This is a genomic window from Ulvibacter litoralis (genome assembly GCF_900102055.1).
GTDB lineage: Bacteria > Bacteroidota > Bacteroidia > Flavobacteriales > Flavobacteriaceae > Ulvibacter > Ulvibacter litoralis.
Map to the genome: position 1 here is coordinate 398097 of NZ_FNBA01000002.1, position 19401 is coordinate 417497.

Annotated in this window: 17 protein-coding genes and 1 pseudogene; 9 read left to right on the plus strand and 9 right to left on the minus strand. The window is 35.6% G+C overall.

All coding sequences use genetic code 11. The features are described from left to right. Nucleotides 1-46 precede the first annotated feature (46 nt). The gene (gene arsC / locus BLQ00_RS07880) at nt 47-388 is read right to left on the minus strand and encodes an arsenate reductase (glutaredoxin) (protein ID WP_093142813.1); all 342 of its coding nucleotides are present in this window, start codon (nt 386-388) and stop codon (nt 47-49) included. A 32-nt stretch (nt 389-420) separates the two neighbouring features. Continuing rightward, nucleotides 421-897 (minus strand): hypothetical protein, encoded by a 477-nt coding sequence (locus BLQ00_RS07885; RefSeq protein ID WP_093142815.1) that lies wholly within the window; start codon nt 895-897, stop codon nt 421-423. Nucleotides 898-1151: 254 nt separating this feature from the next. Between BLQ00_RS07885 and BLQ00_RS07890 the strand changes: the two genes are divergently transcribed. Genes BLQ00_RS07890 through BLQ00_RS07905 form a run of 4 tightly spaced genes read left to right on the plus strand, consistent with a single transcriptional unit; the run spans nt 1152 to nt 7560 of the window. After that, nucleotides 1152-1850, plus strand: a complete 699-nt coding sequence (locus tag BLQ00_RS07890) for a hypothetical protein (RefSeq protein ID WP_139149373.1) — start codon at nt 1152-1154, stop codon at nt 1848-1850. A gap of 25 nt (nt 1851-1875) precedes the next feature. Next, complete coding sequence (locus BLQ00_RS07895) at nt 1876-4635, plus strand: carboxypeptidase-like regulatory domain-containing protein (protein ID WP_093143929.1); 2760 nt, start codon at nt 1876-1878, stop codon at nt 4633-4635. Nucleotides 4636-4639: 4 nt separating this feature from the next. After that, nucleotides 4640-5836: a DUF4249 domain-containing protein gene (locus BLQ00_RS07900; RefSeq protein ID WP_093142820.1), complete on the plus strand. Its 1197-nt coding sequence runs from the start codon at nt 4640-4642 to the stop codon at nt 5834-5836. A 2-nt stretch (nt 5837-5838) separates the two neighbouring features. Continuing rightward, nucleotides 5839-7560: a hypothetical protein gene (locus BLQ00_RS07905; protein ID WP_093142822.1), complete on the plus strand. Its 1722-nt coding sequence runs from the start codon at nt 5839-5841 to the stop codon at nt 7558-7560. A gap of 12 nt (nt 7561-7572) precedes the next feature. Here the strand turns inward: BLQ00_RS07905 and BLQ00_RS07910 are convergent, their stop codons facing one another. The 5 genes from BLQ00_RS07910 to prfB all read right to left on the minus strand — a co-directional run bounded on the left by BLQ00_RS07910 (nt 7573) and on the right by prfB (nt 11830). Further along, a complete protein-coding gene (locus BLQ00_RS07910) occupies nt 7573-8712 on the minus strand; it encodes an MBL fold metallo-hydrolase (RefSeq protein WP_229792606.1) in 1140 nt (379 codons plus the stop codon). Nucleotides 8713-8828: 116 nt separating this feature from the next. Next, on the minus strand, nt 8829-9521 hold the full coding sequence (locus tag BLQ00_RS07915; RefSeq protein ID WP_093143934.1) for a cyclase family protein: 693 nt from the start codon (nt 9519-9521) through the stop codon (nt 8829-8831). A 10-nt stretch (nt 9522-9531) separates the two neighbouring features. Next, nucleotides 9532-10107 (minus strand): pentapeptide repeat-containing protein, encoded by a 576-nt coding sequence (locus tag BLQ00_RS07920; protein WP_093142825.1) that lies wholly within the window; start codon nt 10105-10107, stop codon nt 9532-9534. 16 nt (nt 10108-10123) lie between these two features. Then, nucleotides 10124-10705 carry a MiaE family protein gene (locus BLQ00_RS07925; RefSeq protein ID WP_093142827.1) on the minus strand — a complete coding sequence of 194 codons (582 nt, stop codon included), beginning with the start codon at nt 10703-10705 and terminating at the stop codon, nt 10124-10126. 17 nt (nt 10706-10722) lie between these two features. Next, nucleotides 10723-11830, minus strand: a protein-coding gene (prfB, locus tag BLQ00_RS07930) for a peptide chain release factor 2 (RefSeq protein WP_139149374.1) whose coding sequence is annotated in 2 segments (ribosomal slippage) — nt 10723-11766 and nt 11768-11830 — 1107 coding nt in all. Because the reading frame shifts where the segments join, the coding sequence is not laid out codon by codon here. A gap of 482 nt (nt 11831-12312) precedes the next feature. On the opposite strand from prfB, the gene BLQ00_RS07935 reads away from it, so the two are divergent. Beyond that, a complete protein-coding gene (locus BLQ00_RS07935) occupies nt 12313-12933 on the plus strand; it encodes a hypothetical protein (protein WP_093142832.1) in 621 nt (206 codons plus the stop codon). Between the two features lie 11 nt (nt 12934-12944). Continuing rightward, nucleotides 12945-13967 carry a threonine aldolase family protein gene (locus BLQ00_RS07940; protein ID WP_093142835.1) on the plus strand — a complete coding sequence of 341 codons (1023 nt, stop codon included), beginning with the start codon at nt 12945-12947 and terminating at the stop codon, nt 13965-13967. A gap of 56 nt (nt 13968-14023) precedes the next feature. On the opposite strand, the gene BLQ00_RS07945 is transcribed toward BLQ00_RS07940, so the two are convergent. Further along, the gene (locus tag BLQ00_RS07945) at nt 14024-14341 is read right to left on the minus strand and encodes a YegP family protein (RefSeq protein WP_093142837.1); all 318 of its coding nucleotides are present in this window, start codon (nt 14339-14341) and stop codon (nt 14024-14026) included. Nucleotides 14342-15823: 1482 nt separating this feature from the next. Here BLQ00_RS07945 and BLQ00_RS17915 point away from each other — a divergent pair. Together BLQ00_RS17915 and BLQ00_RS07955 are read left to right on the plus strand one after the other, a co-directional pair. Continuing rightward, nucleotides 15824-16279: pseudogene (locus BLQ00_RS17915) on the plus strand (OmpA family protein); the annotation flags it as partial. Between the two features lie 123 nt (nt 16280-16402). Then, complete coding sequence (locus BLQ00_RS07955; protein WP_093142842.1) at nt 16403-16870, plus strand: thioredoxin family protein; 468 nt, start codon at nt 16403-16405, stop codon at nt 16868-16870. 1 nt (nt 16871) lies between these two features. On the opposite strand, the gene BLQ00_RS07960 is transcribed toward BLQ00_RS07955, so the two are convergent. Continuing rightward, the gene (locus BLQ00_RS07960; RefSeq protein ID WP_093142845.1) at nt 16872-17195 is read right to left on the minus strand and encodes a YbaB/EbfC family nucleoid-associated protein; all 324 of its coding nucleotides are present in this window, start codon (nt 17193-17195) and stop codon (nt 16872-16874) included. A 66-nt stretch (nt 17196-17261) separates the two neighbouring features. On the opposite strand from BLQ00_RS07960, the gene BLQ00_RS07965 reads away from it, so the two are divergent. Continuing rightward, a complete protein-coding gene (locus BLQ00_RS07965) occupies nt 17262-19397 on the plus strand; it encodes a S9 family peptidase (protein ID WP_093142847.1) in 2136 nt (711 codons plus the stop codon). Nucleotides 19398-19401: the final 4 nt, after the last annotated feature.

Sequence of the window (19401 nt, forward strand, 5' to 3'; positions counted from 1 at the left end):
TGTTAAAAAAGAATTACAAAGGTTAAACCCCAGCGTTGTTTCAGTTTTATAGAATCTCTTGTACTTTTTCCAAAGGTCTTGCAATTACTGCTTTGTCGCCATTTACAACAATAGGGCGTTGTATTAATTTTGGATGTGACACCATGGCTTCTATAATTTCTGGGTCGCTCATTTCCGTTCCTTTATAAGTGTCTTTCCATATTTTTTCGTTGGTTCTAACGAGCTGAATAGGAGCGATGTTTATTTTTTTTATAACTTCGGAAAGGGTATCGAACGTGAACAATGTTTGCATGTAATTGATAACGGTAACGTCTTTGTCTGAAGCTTCAAGAAATACATTACACTCTCTAGATTTACTGCAACGTGGATTGTGATATATAGTAATCATTGTATGTTATTTTTAGGGGTTAATTAATGTTATTACAAAGCTAATGCTTCTAACTCTTGAGTATAGTCGTATTGAAGGTCTTCGTGTAAAACAGAAACTTTTTTCTCAATAAATTGAAGTTGCCTCTCGTATAAATTAACAAGCGTTGTGTTTCGTTTTATGGAGGGTTTAAAGTCTTTTAAGATACTACAAAAATGCAAGAGTAACTCTACTTCAGTTTCTTTCACAGGAGAATAGCGAATGTGCTTTTTAACGTCTCTAAGTATTTTACGAACACTCTTTTTAATATAGAAGAAAGAATTGGTGTTAATCAGTTTAAATTGAGCCTCCATTTCTTCCTTTACACCTTCAACAAAAGCTTCTTCACTATCAGATTCAAATAATAGATAGGTGAGAAGTTCTTTATTTTCCTTTTTAAAGCGCGCCAATCGCAAGCATAAAGAAGCGAGTTCATCAGGAGAACGGTGTTTGAGCTCTTTTTTTATTTCTGAAACTGTAGCGGCCTTCATTTTTAAGTTTTTTTCTGAAGTAACAAAGGTATCTATTTCCTTTCAGAATAAAATTGAAGAAATTTAATAACGTACTAAGTTTATAGTTCTGTTTAGGAATTTTAAAGTAGTGTTGATACCTAGCGGACTATAAAATAATTATGTTAAAATATGAAGTTCTTGTAGATATTTGTCTTAAAATGAGAATCTAATTGTGTAGTTTTAGACTTCAAACTAGTTAACCTTTTATGATTTGTATTTCTAAAAAATACCTCATGCTACTATTCATGGGCATTCCGTTTTTTTTATACGCACAACAAAATAGTAATCTTAAAATTTACGAATCCTACGACGCTCTTGTTGGCTTAGAAAACACAGGCTTATTTAACGGAAGTGAATTTAAAGACCTCTATGTAAACACCGATAAAACCTATCGATACTTAGATCAGTTTAACTTTTTTAAAGGCGATATCGTCTATAAAAATCAATTGTATCCCAATGTGTTGTTGCGGTATGATTTGTTAGAAGATGAACTTATTACAAAGTCTGATGATAATCTAGGTCTTTTTAATGTAAAACTTCACGCTGAAAGTGTTTCTGAATTTGTTATCAATTCGCGCCATTTTATACAAATACCAGATACCAACCTAGATTTGAAGGGGAATCACTTCTTTGAAGTAGGTTATGAAGGTGCTACCTATAGTATGTATGAGAAGCACAGTAAAAAGAAACGTGAGAAAGCGGTAGGAAGTGCGCTTCAATACAGCTTCGCTTCGTATAATTACTTTTTGTTGCATTATAATGATACCTACTACATCATTCATTCCATTAAAGATTTGCGAAAAGCCATTCCGAAGAAAGAAAAAGAAATTCGAAGCTATTACAAAAGCTATCAAGCATTATACAAATCGAATCCTGCCATGTTTATGTCTAATATAATCAAGTATTTGGATGGTAGTACAGCAACTAACTAACAAACACACAATTGTGTTTTTTTCTATGAAGAATACTATTTTAGGGTTCCTATTTTTTCTGATTTCCATATCAAGTGTATTAGGACAAAACAATCCAGAGATTTCAGTTGTTTTTAATAATACACCTTTAAAAGAGGCCATCTTACAAGTTGAAGAGCTAAGTGATTTTCATTTCTTTTTTGAAGAGGAATGGTTGGTCAATCAGTTTGTAACCGAGCGTTTTGACAACAAAAAACTTTTCGAAGTATTATCTGAAATTTTTGAAGAAACAACCCTTAACTTTTATATCAGCGACAACACCATCGTTTTATTAAATAACAGTATTGTCTATAGCACGTTGCCTTCAGGAATTTTTTATGAAGAAGAAAAGGTAACGCCTCCTTCAGAAACGACAAACGCACCAATTTTTAGAGAAGAGTTTGTGTCTTCAGAAGCATCACATAAAGGAAAGTTAGTAACCATCGGGAAACAGAAGCCAAATACTGAAAATAAGTTTTTCACTCTTTCGGGTCGGATTTTAAATTTTAGAGATAACACTCCTGTTCCCAATGTAGCGGTTTCAACAACAGACAGGTCACGATACGCTGTTACCGACGAAAATGGGTTTTATTCTATAACATTGCCGTATGGTTTAAACAAGTTGGAAACAAATATATTAGGGTTTTCTCAACTTTATCAAGATGTTATTATGTATGGGAATGGTTCTTTAAATCTTTCCGTAGCAGAAAACACAGAAACATTAGACGAGGTTGTTGTAGCATCGAAACGAGATGCCAATGTGCGAGACGCGGTAATGGGAGCAACCACCATTAATATTGAAGAGATAAAAACCATTCCGTTGGTATTAGGAGAACGTGATATTTTAAAAGTAGCTACAACACTTCCAGGAATTAAAACGGCAGGTGAAGGGGCTAGCGGATTTAACGTTCGTGGGGGTAGAGCCGATCAAAACTTAATATTGTTAGACGATGCTGTAATCTACAATCCGTCACACTTTTTAGGGTTTTTCTCTGCTGTGAATCCGTTTACAACAGGAAGTCTAGAAGTATATAAAGCGAGTATTCCTGCCGAATATGGAGGGAGATTATCGTCTGTATTCGATATAGAAACCAAACCAGGAAATACGGAAAAAGTAGCGGGTGAAGGATCTATAGGACCTATAACTGCAAATCTTTCGATAGAAGTTCCTGTGGTAGAGGATAAAGCGTCTGTTATCGCAGGGGTGCGTGCTACTTATTCAGATTATATACTTAAAAGTTTGGATGAAGAATCCCTTAAAAATAGTGAGGCTTCTTTTTACGATGCCATTGTAAAGTACAAACATGCTTTTGACAAGGACAACACCGTACAAGGGACTTTTTATTATAGTAAAGATAGGTTTAGTATCACATCCGATTCTGTTTTTGGATATAGCAACCGACTTGTATCCTTAAAGTGGGACCATCGTTTTAGTGATAAAAGCAGAGCCGACTTAATTTTTGTAAATAGTCAATACGAATATGATATCGAATATGAAGCTGATGCAAACGAAAATTTTGAGTTTGGATATAAACTAAATGAAAGTCAGCTAAAACTAAACTTAAACTACGCCTTAAGTAAAAAGCACAAGCTTAGTTATGGTATTAGTAGTAAGCTCTACGGAATCGACCCTGGAAATGTAAGTCCTTTGGGAGACAATTCGAGTGTCGAATCGAAGGAGATTCAGCGAGAAAGAGGATTAGAATCTGCTATTTATTTTGCCGATTTGTTTGAGGTGAGCGACAAGCTATTACTGGATTTAGGAATTCGATTTTCAATGTTTTCTGCCATGGGGGAAGCAACTCAAAATGTGTATGAAGATGGAAAGCCTAAAAGTGAAAGTACCATTACTGAAGTTCGAACCTATGGTAAAAATGAAACGATTAAAACTTATGGCGGACCAGAATACAGATTTTCGGCTCGTTATTTATTAGGGAATGATTATTCTATAAAAGCAGGATTTAATCGTACCATTCAGTATTTACATTTACTATCTACCAATACCACAATGTCGCCTACTGATATTTGGAAACTATCCGATTTAAATATAGAACCACAACGCGCCGATCAATATTCAATAGGTGTGTTTAAAAATGTAATAGATCAAGACTTAGAGTTTAGTGTTGAAGGGTATTACAAACGAATGAATGACTTGCTCGATTATAAAATTGGAGCACAGTTAATTCTGAATGAAGATTTAGAAACAGAATTGCTTCAAGGAAATGGAAAAGCCTACGGTGTAGAGTTTTTAGTGAAGAAAACTAAAGGACGCTTAAACGGTTATTTTGGATATAGCTACTCTAGAGCGATGATTCAGTTAGATAGCGAATTGAATGAAGAACGCGTAAATAATGGTGAATACTTCGCTTCTAATTACGATAAACCTCACGACTTTTCGTTGGTTACCAATTATAGATTGACCAAACGTTATAGCTTCTCGGCAAACTTTACCTACCAAACAGGACGCCCAGTAACGTATCCAATTGGAAATTTTGTTTTTGCTGGAGAAGAACAAGTATTATACAGTGATAGAAATCAATTTAGAATTCCGGACTATTACCGATTAGACCTTGGTTTTAATATTGAAGGAAATCACAAGAAAGAAAAATTAGCACACAGTTTTATTAATATTTCTGTGTACAACGTATTGGGAAGAAACAATCCATATTCAGTGTTTTTTGTAAATGAAGAAGGAAAGATACAAGCGTATCAAACTTCTATATTTTCAATACCTGTACCAACAATAACCTATAATTTTAAGTTTTAGAGTCATGAAGAGGATTTACATAGTATTACTCGTAGTTGCTACAATTATACAAACTTCTTGTACAGAGTCTATCGAAATTGAAACGATCGATTATGAAAGTGTTTTGGTAGTAGAAAGCACCATCACCAACGAACTGAAACCACAATTGGTAAAACTATCGAGAACATCGCCTTTAAATGAACCAGGCGGTTTCAAAGAACATAATGCTACAGTTACCGTTTCAGGAAGTGATGGCACATTGTTTAGTTTTTCTGAAGAAGGTACCACTGGAGATTATTATTCTAATGCAGCATTCCAAGCAGTGCCAGGCGTATCGTACACTTTAGAAATTGACACGCAATCTGGCGAGAAATATACTTCTTCTGAAGTTGTTATAGCTCCTGCTGTTGCCATGGATAATGTGTATACAGAATTAATAACGAAAGACGGAGAGCAAGGTATTTCTGTTTTTGTAGATACACAAGATCCTACAGGAAATGCGAAGTATTTTAGATACGAATACGAAGAAACCTATAAAGTAGTAGCTCCTTTTCCGTCGTCTTTAACTATTAGCATTGAAAACTTTAATGCACAAACGGGAACCTACGATGTTGTAACGAGTCCAAGAGAACCCGAAGAAGTTTGTTATTCTACAGAGTTTTCTACGGGAATTATTCAAACAAGTACGACTGAATTAACAGACAATCAGGTGCTACGTTTTCCGGTTCGTTTTATACCAGCAGATAATAGTGTTTTAAGAAGTCGCTACAGCATATTAGTAAAACAGTACACACAAAGTATCGAAGCAGCTACTTTTTATAAAATTATAAATGAATTAGGAAGTGTTGAAAGTTTATTGTCGCAAGGACAACCAGGTTATGTTCCAGGAAATATTTCTGCCGTTGGAGATCCTTCTAAAAAAGTAATTGGCTTTTTTGAAGCGTCTTCGTTTACTTCGGAGCGAATCTATTTTAACTACGAAGATTTCGGACTTGAAATTCCACCATTTTTTATAGAGTGTGATTACCTTATTTTAGATTATAGAGATAATACAGCATTGGATAATGATCCGAACGAGCGAGATGTTTTACGGACATATGTCAATTTTTTCGATTATCAATTAGTAGTTAGCAATGACCCTTTTTACCACATTGCAAAAATAGAATGTACTGTGTGTACATCTTTTTCATCAAATGTTAGACCCGATTTTTGGACAGATTAATTATGTATAAAAAAAATATATTTATTGCTTTATTTTGTTTCAGTATAGCTGTAACGGCTCAAGTTTCTAAAAAAGAAGTTACAAATCATGCGACTCTTTTTCCGAAGGAAACTACGCAATTGGTAACAAATACTACTGTTTTATTAGCAGGGGAATCCTTATTATACAAAATTGATGCACTTACGGCTGCGAAAGGAACAAGCAACTTGAGTAAGGTTGCCTACGTAACCATGAAGAGTGAAAAAGATTCAGTCGTGTTTTTCCACAAACTGAAACTTGTTGATGGAATGGCAAATGGAGATTTCTTTATTCCTGCAACCTTAAAAACAGGAATCTATCGTTTGATGGGCTATACAAATTTTTCAAGAAATAATGCTGAAAATGCATTTGCTGAAAAAGAAGTGTGTGTAATTAACTCTTTTCAAGCGAACGATGTAACGCCTAAAACGAAGAAGAATCTTGTAACGGTTAAAGCAGATTCAACGGGTTCAGAAATGAACAATACGTCTAATTTTAAAGGAATTTCAATAGCGCCAAGTCAAACCAACTATGGAAAACGTACATCAGTTTCATTAACTGTTAAAAATACAGTTAATACAAGTGGTTATGGAACCTATTCCGTTTCTGTTCGAAAAGTAGACGGAATACAAGTAACAAAAGCTATAAAGAATACTGCAGTAACAGCTACAACTAATACAAACACATTTTTTATTCCTGAGGTACGAGGAGAAATTCTTTCAGGGCGTGTAGTAGCAATTAATACAACAGTTCCCGTAAAAGATGTTACGTTGGGATTAACCATTCCTGGAGAACATTTTATTTATAAAACAGCCACAACAAATGCTTCGGGTCATTTCTTTTTTTCTATAGATGAAGCTTATTCATCTGCAAATTGTGTGCTTCAGATAGATGCTCCTAATAAAGAAGCCTATACAATTGTGCTAGATTCCAAAGAAATTGAAACAGGAGCATCGAATCAAGCTGTAATTCTAGATAAAAGCATTGCCCCTTGGTTGCAAGAACGCAGTATTCAATTACAGATAGAGAATGCTTATTTTAATGCAAATACCCTTCAAATTGTACCTGAGGCACCAAGTGTTCCGTTTTATAATTCATTAGGAACAGAATACGTTTTAGACGATTATACGCGTTTTAAAACCGTAAAAGAAACTTTTATAGAGGTGGTGACACTTGCGGGAGTTAGAAGCGAAGATGGTGTTTCAAAGTTTGTCGTTTTTGATGCGTACGATCCAGATAGAATGGCACAGTTTAGTAGTTTGCCTCCATTGGTTTTAATGGACGGAATGTTAATTCAAGATGCAACCGAGGTGCTAGATTATAGTCCATCTAATATTAAAAGCATTCGTGTGGTTTCTAAGGCGTATCGCTACGGAATGAAACTGTACAGCGGAATTATCGCTATTACAACTACCAAAGGGGATTTTAAACCCCGACTTAAAGGCGACTTTATCACTACATTTCCAATGCAAAGTTTGGAACCTACAAAACAAATAAAAGCTCTAGATTATACGTCTAATTCGTTGCAAAGAATTCCAGATTACAGAAATCAATTGTATTGGGAGCCTTCTCTTACTATTGACTCCGATAGCGTTTCGTCGTCTTTCTACACATCAGATGTTACAGGAACATTTGAAGTGGTGTTAGAAGGGTATTCAAACGAAGGAACCTATGTGTATACAACTAATTACTTTACAGTAGAGTAGTAGCGTTTGGTTTTATTCTTCGGAATGTTTAGTCCACCAGTTTGTATGTGGCGTGTTCTGATGAATCACAATTGCTTCGCCAATAATAGGCGTTGCCAAGTGTACATTTTTTTCTGAAGCCGCTTTCGTAACACGTTTAATGGGATCATCCCAATCGTGCAATGCTAGTTTGAAAGCACCCCAATGAATAGGAAGAAGTAATTTCCCTTGAACGTCTACCGTCGCTTGTGCTGTTTCTTCTGGCATCATGTGTATTAAAGGCCATTGTGCATCGTACTGTCCACATTCCATAATCGCAAGGTCAAAAGGCCCGTATGTAGCGCCAATTTCTTTAAAATGGGTGTCGTAGCCAGAATCACCACTAAAGTAAATGTTGCTGTTTTTTCCTTTAATGACCCACGAACTCCATTGTGTGCTAGATCGATCTGTAAGTCCGCGACCCGAAAAATGACGCGACGGAGTGGCAACAAGTTGAATACCTTCAAACGAAATAGTTTCCCACCAATCGAGTTCTGTTATTTTTTCTGGCGCAACGCCCCACGATTTTAAATGAGCGCCTAATCCTAAAGGCGTGTAAAAATGGGTTACACGGTCTTTAATTTTTTTTATGGTTCCATAATCCAAATGGTCGTAATGATCGTGCGAAAAAATAACTGCATCAAGTGCTGGAATGTCTTCAATTGCTAACGGAAGTGTATCGTTAAAACGGCTGCTTCCTAATAAAGGGTGGGGAGCAGGAACAGATCCTAACATCGGATCTAAGAAAATCTTTTTTCCATCCATTTCTAGGAGTAGGGCAGAGTGTCCAAACCACGTTATTTTAGTGATGGAGTCTTCCGTATTTGCAATGGTTTCTGGGGTAATTTTTTTTACAGGAATACTCCAATTTGGGACTTTATTTCCCTTGGTGAAGTATTCGCCCAAAGTTTTCATGTAGTTTATATCACCTTCGACCTTGGTTTCAGATAGATTGTAAAACTTTCCGTCTTTAAAGTGCTTCGACGTTTGTATTCTTTCTAAATCGGCTCCTTTTGGTTTTGCTCCAAATTCCGAAGAAAAATTGATAAAAAGGAATGCAATCAATACAATCATTCCGATAAGAGAAGCTATTATACCTAGAATCATTTTAAGTGCTTTAAATAATGTTTTCATGTGTTTTAAACATATAATTCGCTAGGATGCTAGCAATTGGCTAAGATACGAATACCCAAAACTGAATATGGGTTAACAAAACTATAAAATTAGTTGCTTGAATTGAAGTGGTGATTTTATTCAAAAACGGCAACAGCTCTTACGGGAGAACCTGTTCCGCCTCTTATTTTTAGGGGCAAAGCGATAAAACGGAAGCGACCACGATTTACTAGAAGGTGAAGATTTACCATGTTTTCGTAGTGTGTAAATCCAAGTTCTCCACAAATTTTATGAACCTCTTTATTTGAAACCTTCGGAACTCCAGGCGACATGGTTTCAACCCCAAAAGCGACAATTTCTTTACTTCCCAACAAACGTGCAGCTTCCGCTGTAATTCCAGGACCATTTCCCCAATTTTCAGTGCCATAGGTTTTTCTGAAGTGATCGGTGCAAAGCAATACGGTATCTCCTTTTTTAATTTCAAGTTGTGCTTTGAGACAGGCTTCTTCAATTTCCGAAGCAGTAATTAATTCTTTAAAACCTTTGTGCGAAAAATCCAAACAAATTCCTTCCGTATAAAACATGCTCAGGGGCATGGTGTCTATCGATTGTCCTTCGTATTCGCGTCCCATGTGATTGATGGCATCAACATGAGTTCCTGTATGTTCGCCTAATTCTAGTTTGTAAACACTAGGTGTAACCGTTGTTGCATCGGGTAAATTTTCCCATTGTTCGTGGGTGGCGTGAATGCTCATTTTTACTTCTGGAAGCCCATTAAACACCGGCATTTCATGATAAATTTCCTGACTTAAATCTATAATTTCTGGCATTGTTATTTGGTTAGAGGTCAATTTCAATTTTATACGAGTCAAGCAAACCGATGACTGACGGAATTGAAAATTTGGCGCCTTTCAGTTTATTTTTTTCTGGGTTGATAGAGTAGTTGAATGCCGTTCTAAAATCTGTTTTTACTAAAATGGACGCATCAAAATTGGCGTTTTGCAAATCACAATTTGAGAACGATGCAGCAGTTAAATCACAGTTTGAAAAATCTACTTCGGAAAGTTTTGAATCTAAAAACTGAGTTTTGGTTAGTTTTACCCCATAAAAGGAGGAATGTTGCAACTGACAGGCTTCAAAGCGTACTGAAAACCCAAAGTCACTACATTTATCAAAAGGAAATCCTAGTAATTTACAGCCTTTAAAAGTAGCGTCTTGAAAAGCTGTTTTTACTACTGTGGTCGAACTAAAATTACAATCTACAAATTCACACTCCATGAAGCGCACTTCAGAAAGATTGCAAGCAGAGAAGTTACAGTTAGTAAACGTACAAAGCTCATAGTCTCCTTTAATAAAGGGTGTTTCTGAAAAATCGATATTATGGAAGGACTCTTCTTCTACGATATGATAACTCATAAATACTGTTTGTTATTTAGCCGTGAATGGTTTCAGAAGTACCGTAGCTTTTTATAATTTCTCCTTCAAATTCGATTAACGCTTTCCAGCGTTTTTCAACATCAATACCTTCGCCATATTTCCGAGCAAACCCTAAAAAAGTAGTGTAATGTCCTGCTTCGCTAATCATTAAATCGCGATAAAATTGAGACAATTCAGGGTCTTTAATCCGTTCTGAAAGTAATTTAAAACGCTCGCAGCTTCTCGCTTCAATCATTGCTGAAAATAATAACCGATCTACCATGGCTTGTTGTCGGTTTCCGCCATTGCGCGTAAATTGAAACAATTGGTTTACGTAATGGTCTTTACGTTCGCGACCCAATTTATAGCCGCGTTTTTTAATAATTTCGTGCACCATTTCAAAATGTTCCAACTCCTCTTGCGCCAATTTTAGTAGATCGGTTACTAAATCTTCGTGCTCAGAATTTAGCGTAATAATTGTGATCGCATTGGTCGCGGCTTTTTGTTCGCACCAAGCGTGATCTGTAAGAATCTCTTCGATGTTCGACTCTACAATGGTTACCCAGCGTGGGTCTGTTGCTAATTTTAATCCGAGCATTGTTTCATTTTTAAGGGTTATAACTCATCGGAGGTTTCTTTCTGTCCGGTCATCATTAAATAGGCTTTCAAAAATCCATCTATAGCACCGTCGAGCATGGCATCTGTGTTTCCTGTTTCGTAACCTGTACGGACATCTTTTACCAATTTATAAGGGTGAAGCACGTAATTACGTATTTGTGATCCCCATTCAATTGCCATTTTACCACTTTCAATTTCGGCACGTTGCGCTTGTTGCTTTCGGAGTTCTATTTCGTAGAGCTGCGATTTAAGCATTTGCATTGCTTTTTCGCGGTTTTCTAGTTGCGAACGTGTTTCGGAGTTGTGAATGACAATTCCGCTCGGCTTGTGCGTTAAAATAGCTTTAGTCTCAACTTTATTTACATTTTGCCCCCCGGCACCGCTACTTCGTGCAAAATCCCAAGAAATATCAGCTGGGTTGATGTCAATTTGTATCGAATCGTCTGCTAATGGGTACACATATACGGAAGCGAAACTTGTGTGTCTTTTCGCATTGCTATCGAAAGGAGAGATGCGTACAAGACGATGCACTCCATTTTCACTTTTTAGCCAACCAAATGCATAATCACCTTCAATTTCTAAGGTAACTGTTTTAATACCAGCGACATCTCCAGATTGAAAGTTGAGTTCTTTAACTTTAAAACCATTTTTTTCGGCCCACATTAAATACATACGCATGAGCATTTGTGCCCAATCGCAGCTTTCAGTACCTCCAGCGCCAGCTGTTATTTGTAGCACAGCACTTAAATCATCACCCTCTTCGCTTAGCATGTTTCTAAACTCCAGTGATTCTGTGGCTTCAGAGGCTTTATTGAAAAGTTTTTCTACTTGTTCGGAGGTTCCTTCACCTTCTTTAAAGAACTCGAACATAATTTCGGCTTCTTCAGTAAGTGTAACTGCCGTTTCGTAGTCTGTAACCCATTTCTTTTTATTCCGAAGTACTTTCATGAAAGCTTCGGCTTCTTGAGGGTTATTCCAGAAGTTAGGATCGAAGGTTTTTTCTTCGTCGTTTGAAATCTCTATTCGCTTCCCGGCAACGTCAAAGATACCTCCTTAACGCGTCCTGGCGATCTTTGAGATCTTTAATTTGATCTTGTGTAATCATATATTTTATTTGTAGCTATTAGTAAACGTTTGTCCTGTAAAAATAAGTGAACTAGTTGCAAGTTGAAAGTGATTTAGCTTCGAATTAAGTTTTTTTTTAAAAGCTTTCTTTCACTTCTTATTGTATATTTGTCTAATAATCTCATTTTGGGTGGTGTATGTGGCTTTTAGAGTTTAGATATACCTTTTTATAAATTCCTGTTTGTTAGGATTTATTTTGTTAGTTTTATTACTCCCCATGAACTGTAATAATTTGTATGAATGAGTGTTGTTTTTTTCGCTTTATTTCGCTTACTAAGGGCGCAAGTACTTCAACTAAATTTTTTTATTGTTCCGTATATTTTAAAGAGTTTTTCTTTTAATAGAATGCCCTTAAGATAAATGTTTGGATTACATTAAAAATAATGCTTACTCTTGATAATTTAATTGCTAATAGCTTTTACTATATTATATTTGTGAAATTTCAAAGACTGTAAACATATAATGAAATCTTTATTATTTAGTATATTCATGTTGGTGAGCGTTTTTTCCTATGCTCAGCACGATGAAGCCTATTTAAATGGTTTGGTTTCTGGTTTTACAAGTAGTCTAAAAAGTAAAAATATTGACACGTATTTAATCTCAAAGCGTTATTGTATCGGTAACATTGAAATCTTTCAATTAGGAGATGGTAGCTTATGTGCTTCTAAAAGCACTTATTTTGAAGTATATCTCTTTTGGCTAGAAGGAGAAGTGGCAAAAATTAAAAAAATAGACAATTGCGGTTTGTACACTACTTTAGAATTGTCTAATTCGAATATTATGGATTTTATGGGTATTTATAAGAATGATATCAAGCAAAATCCTGTAAAGCATTACCAATTTGCTTCTAAAGGCAGTGGTCCTATCCAAAGCACTGAAATTCATTCTTGCTCACGCGTTATTGAATATAGAGATGGAACAGGATTAGAGATTAACCAATTGTATAATCTCTTTGATATTACCAATGATGCCATGGAAGAAAATATAAATTTTGAATATAATAACACTTTGAACATCATTTCGTTAGATGAGATGATGAGCAATGCGATCGAAAAGGTAGAAGATCAATTTAGAAGAGAATAACTCAGATTTTTATGCATATAGATTTACGTAGCGACACTGTTACACGCCCCAGTAAAGAGATGTTAGCAGCAATGATGACTGCTAAAACAGGAGATGATGTTTATAAAGAAGATCCCACTGTAAATGAGTTAGAAAGCCGAGTAGCAAAAATGTTTGGGATGGATACAGCCTTATTTTTTCCATCAGGAAGCATGGCAAATCAAGCGGCAATTAAACTTCACACACAACCTGGAGAACAACTTATTTGTGATAAATGGGCACATGTCTATAATTACGAAGGAGGGGGAGTGTCCTTCAATAGCGGTGTATCATGTAAGTTGGTAGATGGTGACAGAGGGATGATTACAGCAGCGCAAGTAGAAGAAGCTATAAATCCGCCAGATTTTTATCATAGTCCGTTAACGACTTTAGTATGTTTAGAAAACACGACGAATAAAGGAGGGGGCGCTTGTTACGATTTTGCTGAAATTGAAAAGATACGTAAAGTATGTACGGCTAATAACTTAGGGCTACATTTAGATGGAGCGCGACTCTTTAACGCGCTTGTAGCTAAAAATGAAGATGCGAAAGACTACGGAAAGGTTTTCGATACCATTTCTATTTGTTTTAGTAAAGGACTTGGAATTCCGTTAGGAACGGTGTTGGTTGGGAATAATGATATCATGCAAAAAGCAATTCGCGTTCGTAAAGTGTTGGGGGGTGGAATGCGCCAAGTAGGTATTATTGCAGCTGCTGGTTTGTATGCTTTAGATACAAATGTAAATCGTTTGGCTGAAGACCATCGTAAGGCTTCAGAAATAGCTGAAACGCTTCAGAAGCAAACTTATGTAAAAGAGGTAGAGCCTACAGAAACAAATATTGTTATATTCTACTTAACCGATGCTGTTTCCGAAGAAAAATTTATGGACGACCTACTTCAGAAAAATATTAAGATAAGTAATATGGGGCAAGGGAAACTTCGTATTGTAACACATTTAGATTATACAGACCCCATGCATGAGTTGTTTTTGAAAACATTAAATACTTACAAATAAAAAGAAGCTTCTCTACTAGTATGTAAGAGAAGCTTCTTTTTATTTTGAAAATATAACTATACTTCCTTTGTTTCTGCGCCTGGGGCATTCTTCTTTACAGACTCAATACCGTTATTCATACCCGATTCTGAAGCATACATTTGGCTACTTCCTACGATTTGACCGTTGGTAGATGTTATGTTGAAATGGAATTTTCCGTTTTTGGCTGTTTTACGTTCGAAACGAGCATCGTCTGCACAATTTTTCTTTACAGATTCTATACCGTTAGTTGCTGAAGCTTTAGAAGCATACATTTGGCTAGACAATATTACTTGTCCGTTAGAAGCTTTTAATACAAAGTGATATTTATCTTCATTTTTTTTTAATTCAAACATAGGTGCTTTTTTAAATAATTAGACTTGAATTCATCCTATAAATATCGAAAAAAAATACTAGTATTTTGAGATTTTACACAAAAAAAAACTTCCATTTTTAAAAGAACAACGGAGTTTGCACTTCATCCTGTTTTAAGCGCAACTAGTCGAAAACCCTTGGTTGTCAGGGAATTTTGTTGTGAATATTGAGTAAATTGAAGTGTTCATGCATTAATTTTGCAGCATAATCAATAAACCATTTAAACATTCACAAACATGAAAAAAATTATTTTATTAGGTCTTTCCCTGTTAGTTGCGAACGTAGCTTTCTCTCAAGACCTTCCGACAAACCCTGAACCTGGTAAATGTTACGTACGTTGTGTAACACCAGATATTTGGGTAAACCAAGAAGTTACTGTAGAAGTTTCACCATCTTATAAAAAATTAAGTGTTATCCCTGCACAGTATAAAAAGGAAACGATTACTGTTGATTCTAAAGATGCAGGTCAAAGTTTAGAAGTAATTCCAGCACAATACACTACTGAATCATTTAGTGTTGTAACAAAAGAAGCTTCACAGCGCCTTGTGAAAGTTCCTTCTCAAGTTACTACTGAAACAGAAACGGTAACTACTAGTGAAGCAAGCTATAGTTTACGTGTAGTTCCTGCTAAATATGAAAACAGAGATTTTGAAGTTGTTGTTCAACCAGCATACCAAAAAGTTGAAATCATTCCTGCTGTTTATGAAACAAGAGATGTAACAATTACAGTAAAAGAACCATCTCAACGTTTGGAAGTTATTCCAGCTGAATGGGGAACTGAAACATTAACGTACAAAAAGAGAGAGTACGGATCTACTATTAAAACGACTCCAGCAAGATTTAGATCAGATTCTGAAACTATTGAAGTAAAGCCAGTTACTGCTCGTTGGGAAATGAGTGATACTCCAGCTGCAGAATGTGCTTCTAGCGATCCTAACGATTGTAGATACTGGTGTTATAAAGGTGTTCCTGCAGAATATACTACTGTAAGTGTACAGCGTTTAGATTCTGATGCTTCTTTCGTAAGAACATCTGATTGTGATAGTGCAAGTGGAAATAGCAACGACTGTGGAATGGGTACTTATACTAGAACTACATTAGTTAGACCAGCTACTACAAGAGTTATTGATATTCCTGGAGAAACTAAAACAGTAAAAACTACTGTAATGGTAACACCTCCAACAACAAGAGTTATTGAAATTCCAGAAGTAAGAAAAACAATCTCAAAAAGAGTAATGGTAACGCCTCCTACTACTGAGAGAATTGAAATTCCTGCTGAAACTAAAACAGTAAAAAGAACAGTTATCTCTAACGAATCTACTAGAGTTGAAGGTATCGATTCTCAATCTACTACATTCAAGAAAACAGTAATGTCTACACCTCCTACAACAAGAGCAATTGCACTTAAAGGACAAAACAAGACATTAGAAGTAACTAAATTAGTATCTGATGCTAGAGTTGAAGAAACAGTAGTTCCTGCTGTAACTAAAACTGTAACCAAAGAAGTATTGCAAACAAAAGGTGGACTTACAACTTGGAAAGAAGTTGAATGTGCTCTAGTTGAATACCAAGCTCTTCCAATTAACTGGAACTTAGGTAGTGCAACACTTACTCCAGAAGCTAAAAGAATTATCGATACTCGTTTAATGCCAGTTTTACAAGAAAACCAAGGGGTTAAATTAGAAATTGCTTCTCATACAGATTCAAGAGGTGGTGTTACAGCTAACCAAGATCTTTCTGAAAGAAGAGCGCAATCTGTTGCTAGATACCTTGAGTCAAAAGGTGTTAACGGTAGTTTATTAGTAGCAAATGGATACGGTGAAAAGCGTTTGAAAAACAGATGTGCAGACGGTGTTTCTTGTACTGAGCGTGAGCATTCTGTAAACAGAAGAACTGAGTTTAGATTAATTAACAACTAATTAGTTGTCTTAAATAATCATACCTAGATATTTTAAAAGAATTCCCAATTTTTTGGGAATTCTTTTTTTTTTGTACCATCTTTGGCACAAATTATGCTAATTTTCATTTAAATTTACTAGCGTATGAAGCCCTTTCTTGTTATTATTTTTCTAATGTTTTCAGCTTTAAGTTTCGGACAAGAAACTGAGTCAAGTCTTAACTGGCTTACGAACCTTGAAAAAGCAGAAAAAATTTCGCAACAAACAAATAAACCTATTTTGCTATATTTTACTGGGAGTGATTGGTGTCCTCCGTGTAAAGGATTAAAAAAAGATTTTTTTGAAACTGAAGAGTTTGCTGCGAGAGCAGATAAATATGTGTTGGTTTTAATTGATTTACCTCGCAGAATGGATATTGTTTCTGAAGAACAATTAGTTTACAACAAAAAAATAGTGAAGAAGTATAACAAAGACAACTCTTTCCCTAAGTTATTAGTATTAAATCACTCAGGAAAAGAATTGGGTATGCTTTCTGGATATAGCTCTTATAGTACTTATCAAGATACAAGCTATCATTTCGCTTTCGTAGATAAGTTTGCGAGTAGTAACTAATCTATTTGAATAAATCCATTCCAGGAATGTTTGGCATTCCTTCTTTAGCAACTGCAGAAACTTCAGCTTCGTTTATTTGAGTAGCTTTCGCAATAGCCTTATTAAGTGTTAATATTAGATAATCTTCTAATTGCTCTTTATCTTCTAAAAGCGAGTCGTCAATTTGTATTGATTTTATTTCGCGATTAGCAGTTAGAGTTATTTTTAATAAGTTATCGCTACTGTTCTCGTCTATTAAAACTGTGTCCAATCGTTTTTTAGTGGCTTCAACTTTTTCTTGGGTTTCTTTTAGTTTACCCATCATTCCCATTAAATCTCCAAACATAATTTTGTGTTTTTAATTTGTTGCAAATTTACTACTTTGTACGATAACTAATCAATATTTTCAATTATGAAAAATATAGCAGTTGTGTCCATTGTTTCTATTATTTTTGCATCCGCTTGTACAACAAATAAAACTTCAGAAAAAATAATGAACATAACACCCCCTAAAGCCGATAAAATAGCTAAGAATCTAGAAATTCACGGCGATTCACGTGAAGATAATTACTATTGGCTTAATCAGCGTGAAGATGAGGAGGTGATCGATTATCTTGAGAGAGAGAATGATTACTACGATAAGATGACAGCGCATACAAAGAAGTTTAAAGAAGACTTGTTTGAAGAAATGAAGGGGAGAATTAAAGAGGATGATGAATCTGTTCCTTATAAATTAAATGGATATTACTACATCACACGCTACGAAAAAGGAAAAGATTATCCAATTTACACTAGAAAAAAAGGAACCTTAGAGGCGCCTGAAGAGATTATTTTTAATGTAAATGAAATGGCTGAAGGTCATTCGTATTACAATTTAAATGGTTTTAGTGTTAGTGAAAACAATAAGCTGATTTCTTTCGGAGTAGATACAATAAGTCGCAGGAAATACACCATCTATATTAAAAATTTAGAAACAGGTGAGATTTTGCCAGAAAACATTCCGCTTACCACAGGAAGTGCTACTTGGGCAAACGATAATAAAACACTTTTCTACACACGAAAAGATGAGCAAACACTGCGTTCCAACCAAATCTTTAGACATACATTAGGAACCGATCCTAAAGACGATGCCTTAATTTTTACTGAAGAAGATGAAACCTTTGGAACCTACGTTTACAAAACAAAATCAAAAAAGTATCTAGTAATTGGTTGTTATAGTACGCTTACTTCAGAGTTTCAAGTATTGGACGCTAGTACGCCAAACGAACCCTTTACGTTGTTTCAGCCACGTGTACGAGGTTTAGAATATAGTATTTCGCATTACGGAGATAGTTTTTACATACTGACCAATAAAGATGAGGCAATCAATTTTAAATTGATGAAGACTTCAGAAAAAAACACAACCCAAGAGCATTGGGTAGATATGATTCCGCATCGCAAAGATGTGCTACTCGAAGACATTGATATTTTTAAAGATTATTTGGTGGTGAGTGAGCGTACCAACGGTTTAAATATGATTAATGTGAAGCGTTGGGACCAAAAGGAAGATTATTATTTGCCTTTCGACAACGAAACCTATACGGTTGGAACAGGCGGAAATGCAGAATTTGATACAGATATTCTTCGCTATGGGTATAACTCATTAACAACTCCTTCATCAACGATCGATTTCAATATGAAAACGAAAGAGAAGGAGGTGAAAAAAGAAACCAAAGTCTTAGGCGGAAAGTTTAATAAAGAAAATTACGAATCGAAGCGAGTTTGGGCAACCGCTACCGATGGGACTAAAATTCCTATTTCGATGGTGTACCGAAAAGGTATGGAACAGAACGGTAAAAATCCATTTTTGCTATATGCATACGGTTCTTATGGATCAACGGTAGATCCTTATTTTTCATCTGTACGACTAAGCCTGTTAGATAGAGGATTTATTTTTGCTATCGCACATGTTAGAGGAGGGGAGTATTTAGGAAGACAATGGTATGAAGATGGAAAACTTCTCAAGAAAAAAAATACATTTACCGACTTTATCGATGCTTCAAAGTTTTTGATTGCTGAAAATTATACATCTAAAGACCATCTATATGCTTCAGGAGGATCTGCTGGAGGATTATTAATGGGGGCAATAGTGAATATGGCTCCAGAAATATATAACGGTGTAATAGCATCCGTACCTTTTGTAGATGTTGTAACCACGATGTTAGATGATAGTATTCCATTAACAACAGGTGAATATGACGAATGGGGAAATCCTAACGAACCTGAGTATTATGAATATATGAAATCGTACTCACCTTACGATAACGTAGCACCATTAGCGTATCCAAATATGTTGGTAACAACAGGTCTACACGATAGTCAGGTGCAGTATTGGGAGCCAGCCAAATGGGTGGCAAAACTTCGAGAACTTAAAAAAGGAACTTCGGTTTTACTGCTTCAAACTAATATGGAAGCTGGTCATGGAGGGGCTTCGGGGCGTTTTGAAGCCTTAAAAGAAGTCGCGATGGATTATGCCTTTTTATTGGATTTAGAAGGAATAACGGAGTAATAAA

Excerpts from the sequence above, each read along its gene's own strand:
- arsC (WP_093142813.1), bottom strand. The coding sequence starts at position 388 with ATGATTACTATATATCACAATCCACGTTGCAGTAAATCTAGAGAGTGT.
- BLQ00_RS07885 (WP_093142815.1), bottom strand. The coding sequence starts at position 897 with ATGAAGGCCGCTACAGTTTCAGAAATAAAAAAAGAGCTCAAACACCGT.
- BLQ00_RS07890 (WP_139149373.1), top strand. The coding sequence starts at position 1,152 with ATGCTACTATTCATGGGCATTCCGTTTTTTTTATACGCACAACAAAAT.
- BLQ00_RS07895 (WP_093143929.1), top strand. The coding sequence starts at position 1,876 with ATGAAGAATACTATTTTAGGGTTCCTATTTTTTCTGATTTCCATATCA.
- BLQ00_RS07900 (WP_093142820.1), top strand. The coding sequence starts at position 4,640 with ATGAAGAGGATTTACATAGTATTACTCGTAGTTGCTACAATTATACAA.
- BLQ00_RS07905 (WP_093142822.1), top strand. The coding sequence starts at position 5,839 with ATGTATAAAAAAAATATATTTATTGCTTTATTTTGTTTCAGTATAGCT.
- BLQ00_RS07910 (WP_229792606.1), bottom strand. The coding sequence starts at position 8,712 with ATGAAAACATTATTTAAAGCACTTAAAATGATTCTAGGTATAATAGCT.
- BLQ00_RS07915 (WP_093143934.1), bottom strand. The coding sequence starts at position 9,521 with ATGCCAGAAATTATAGATTTAAGTCAGGAAATTTATCATGAAATGCCG.
- BLQ00_RS07920 (WP_093142825.1), bottom strand. The coding sequence starts at position 10,107 with ATGAGTTATCATATCGTAGAAGAAGAGTCCTTCCATAATATCGATTTT.
- BLQ00_RS07925 (WP_093142827.1), bottom strand. The coding sequence starts at position 10,705 with ATGCTCGGATTAAAATTAGCAACAGACCCACGCTGGGTAACCATTGTA.
- BLQ00_RS07935 (WP_093142832.1), top strand. The coding sequence starts at position 12,313 with ATGAAATCTTTATTATTTAGTATATTCATGTTGGTGAGCGTTTTTTCC.
- BLQ00_RS07940 (WP_093142835.1), top strand. The coding sequence starts at position 12,945 with ATGCATATAGATTTACGTAGCGACACTGTTACACGCCCCAGTAAAGAG.
- BLQ00_RS07945 (WP_093142837.1), bottom strand. The coding sequence starts at position 14,341 with ATGTTTGAATTAAAAAAAAATGAAGATAAATATCACTTTGTATTAAAA.
- BLQ00_RS07955 (WP_093142842.1), top strand. The coding sequence starts at position 16,403 with ATGAAGCCCTTTCTTGTTATTATTTTTCTAATGTTTTCAGCTTTAAGT.
- BLQ00_RS07960 (WP_093142845.1), bottom strand. The coding sequence starts at position 17,195 with ATGTTTGGAGATTTAATGGGAATGATGGGTAAACTAAAAGAAACCCAA.
- BLQ00_RS07965 (WP_093142847.1), top strand. The coding sequence starts at position 17,262 with ATGAAAAATATAGCAGTTGTGTCCATTGTTTCTATTATTTTTGCATCC.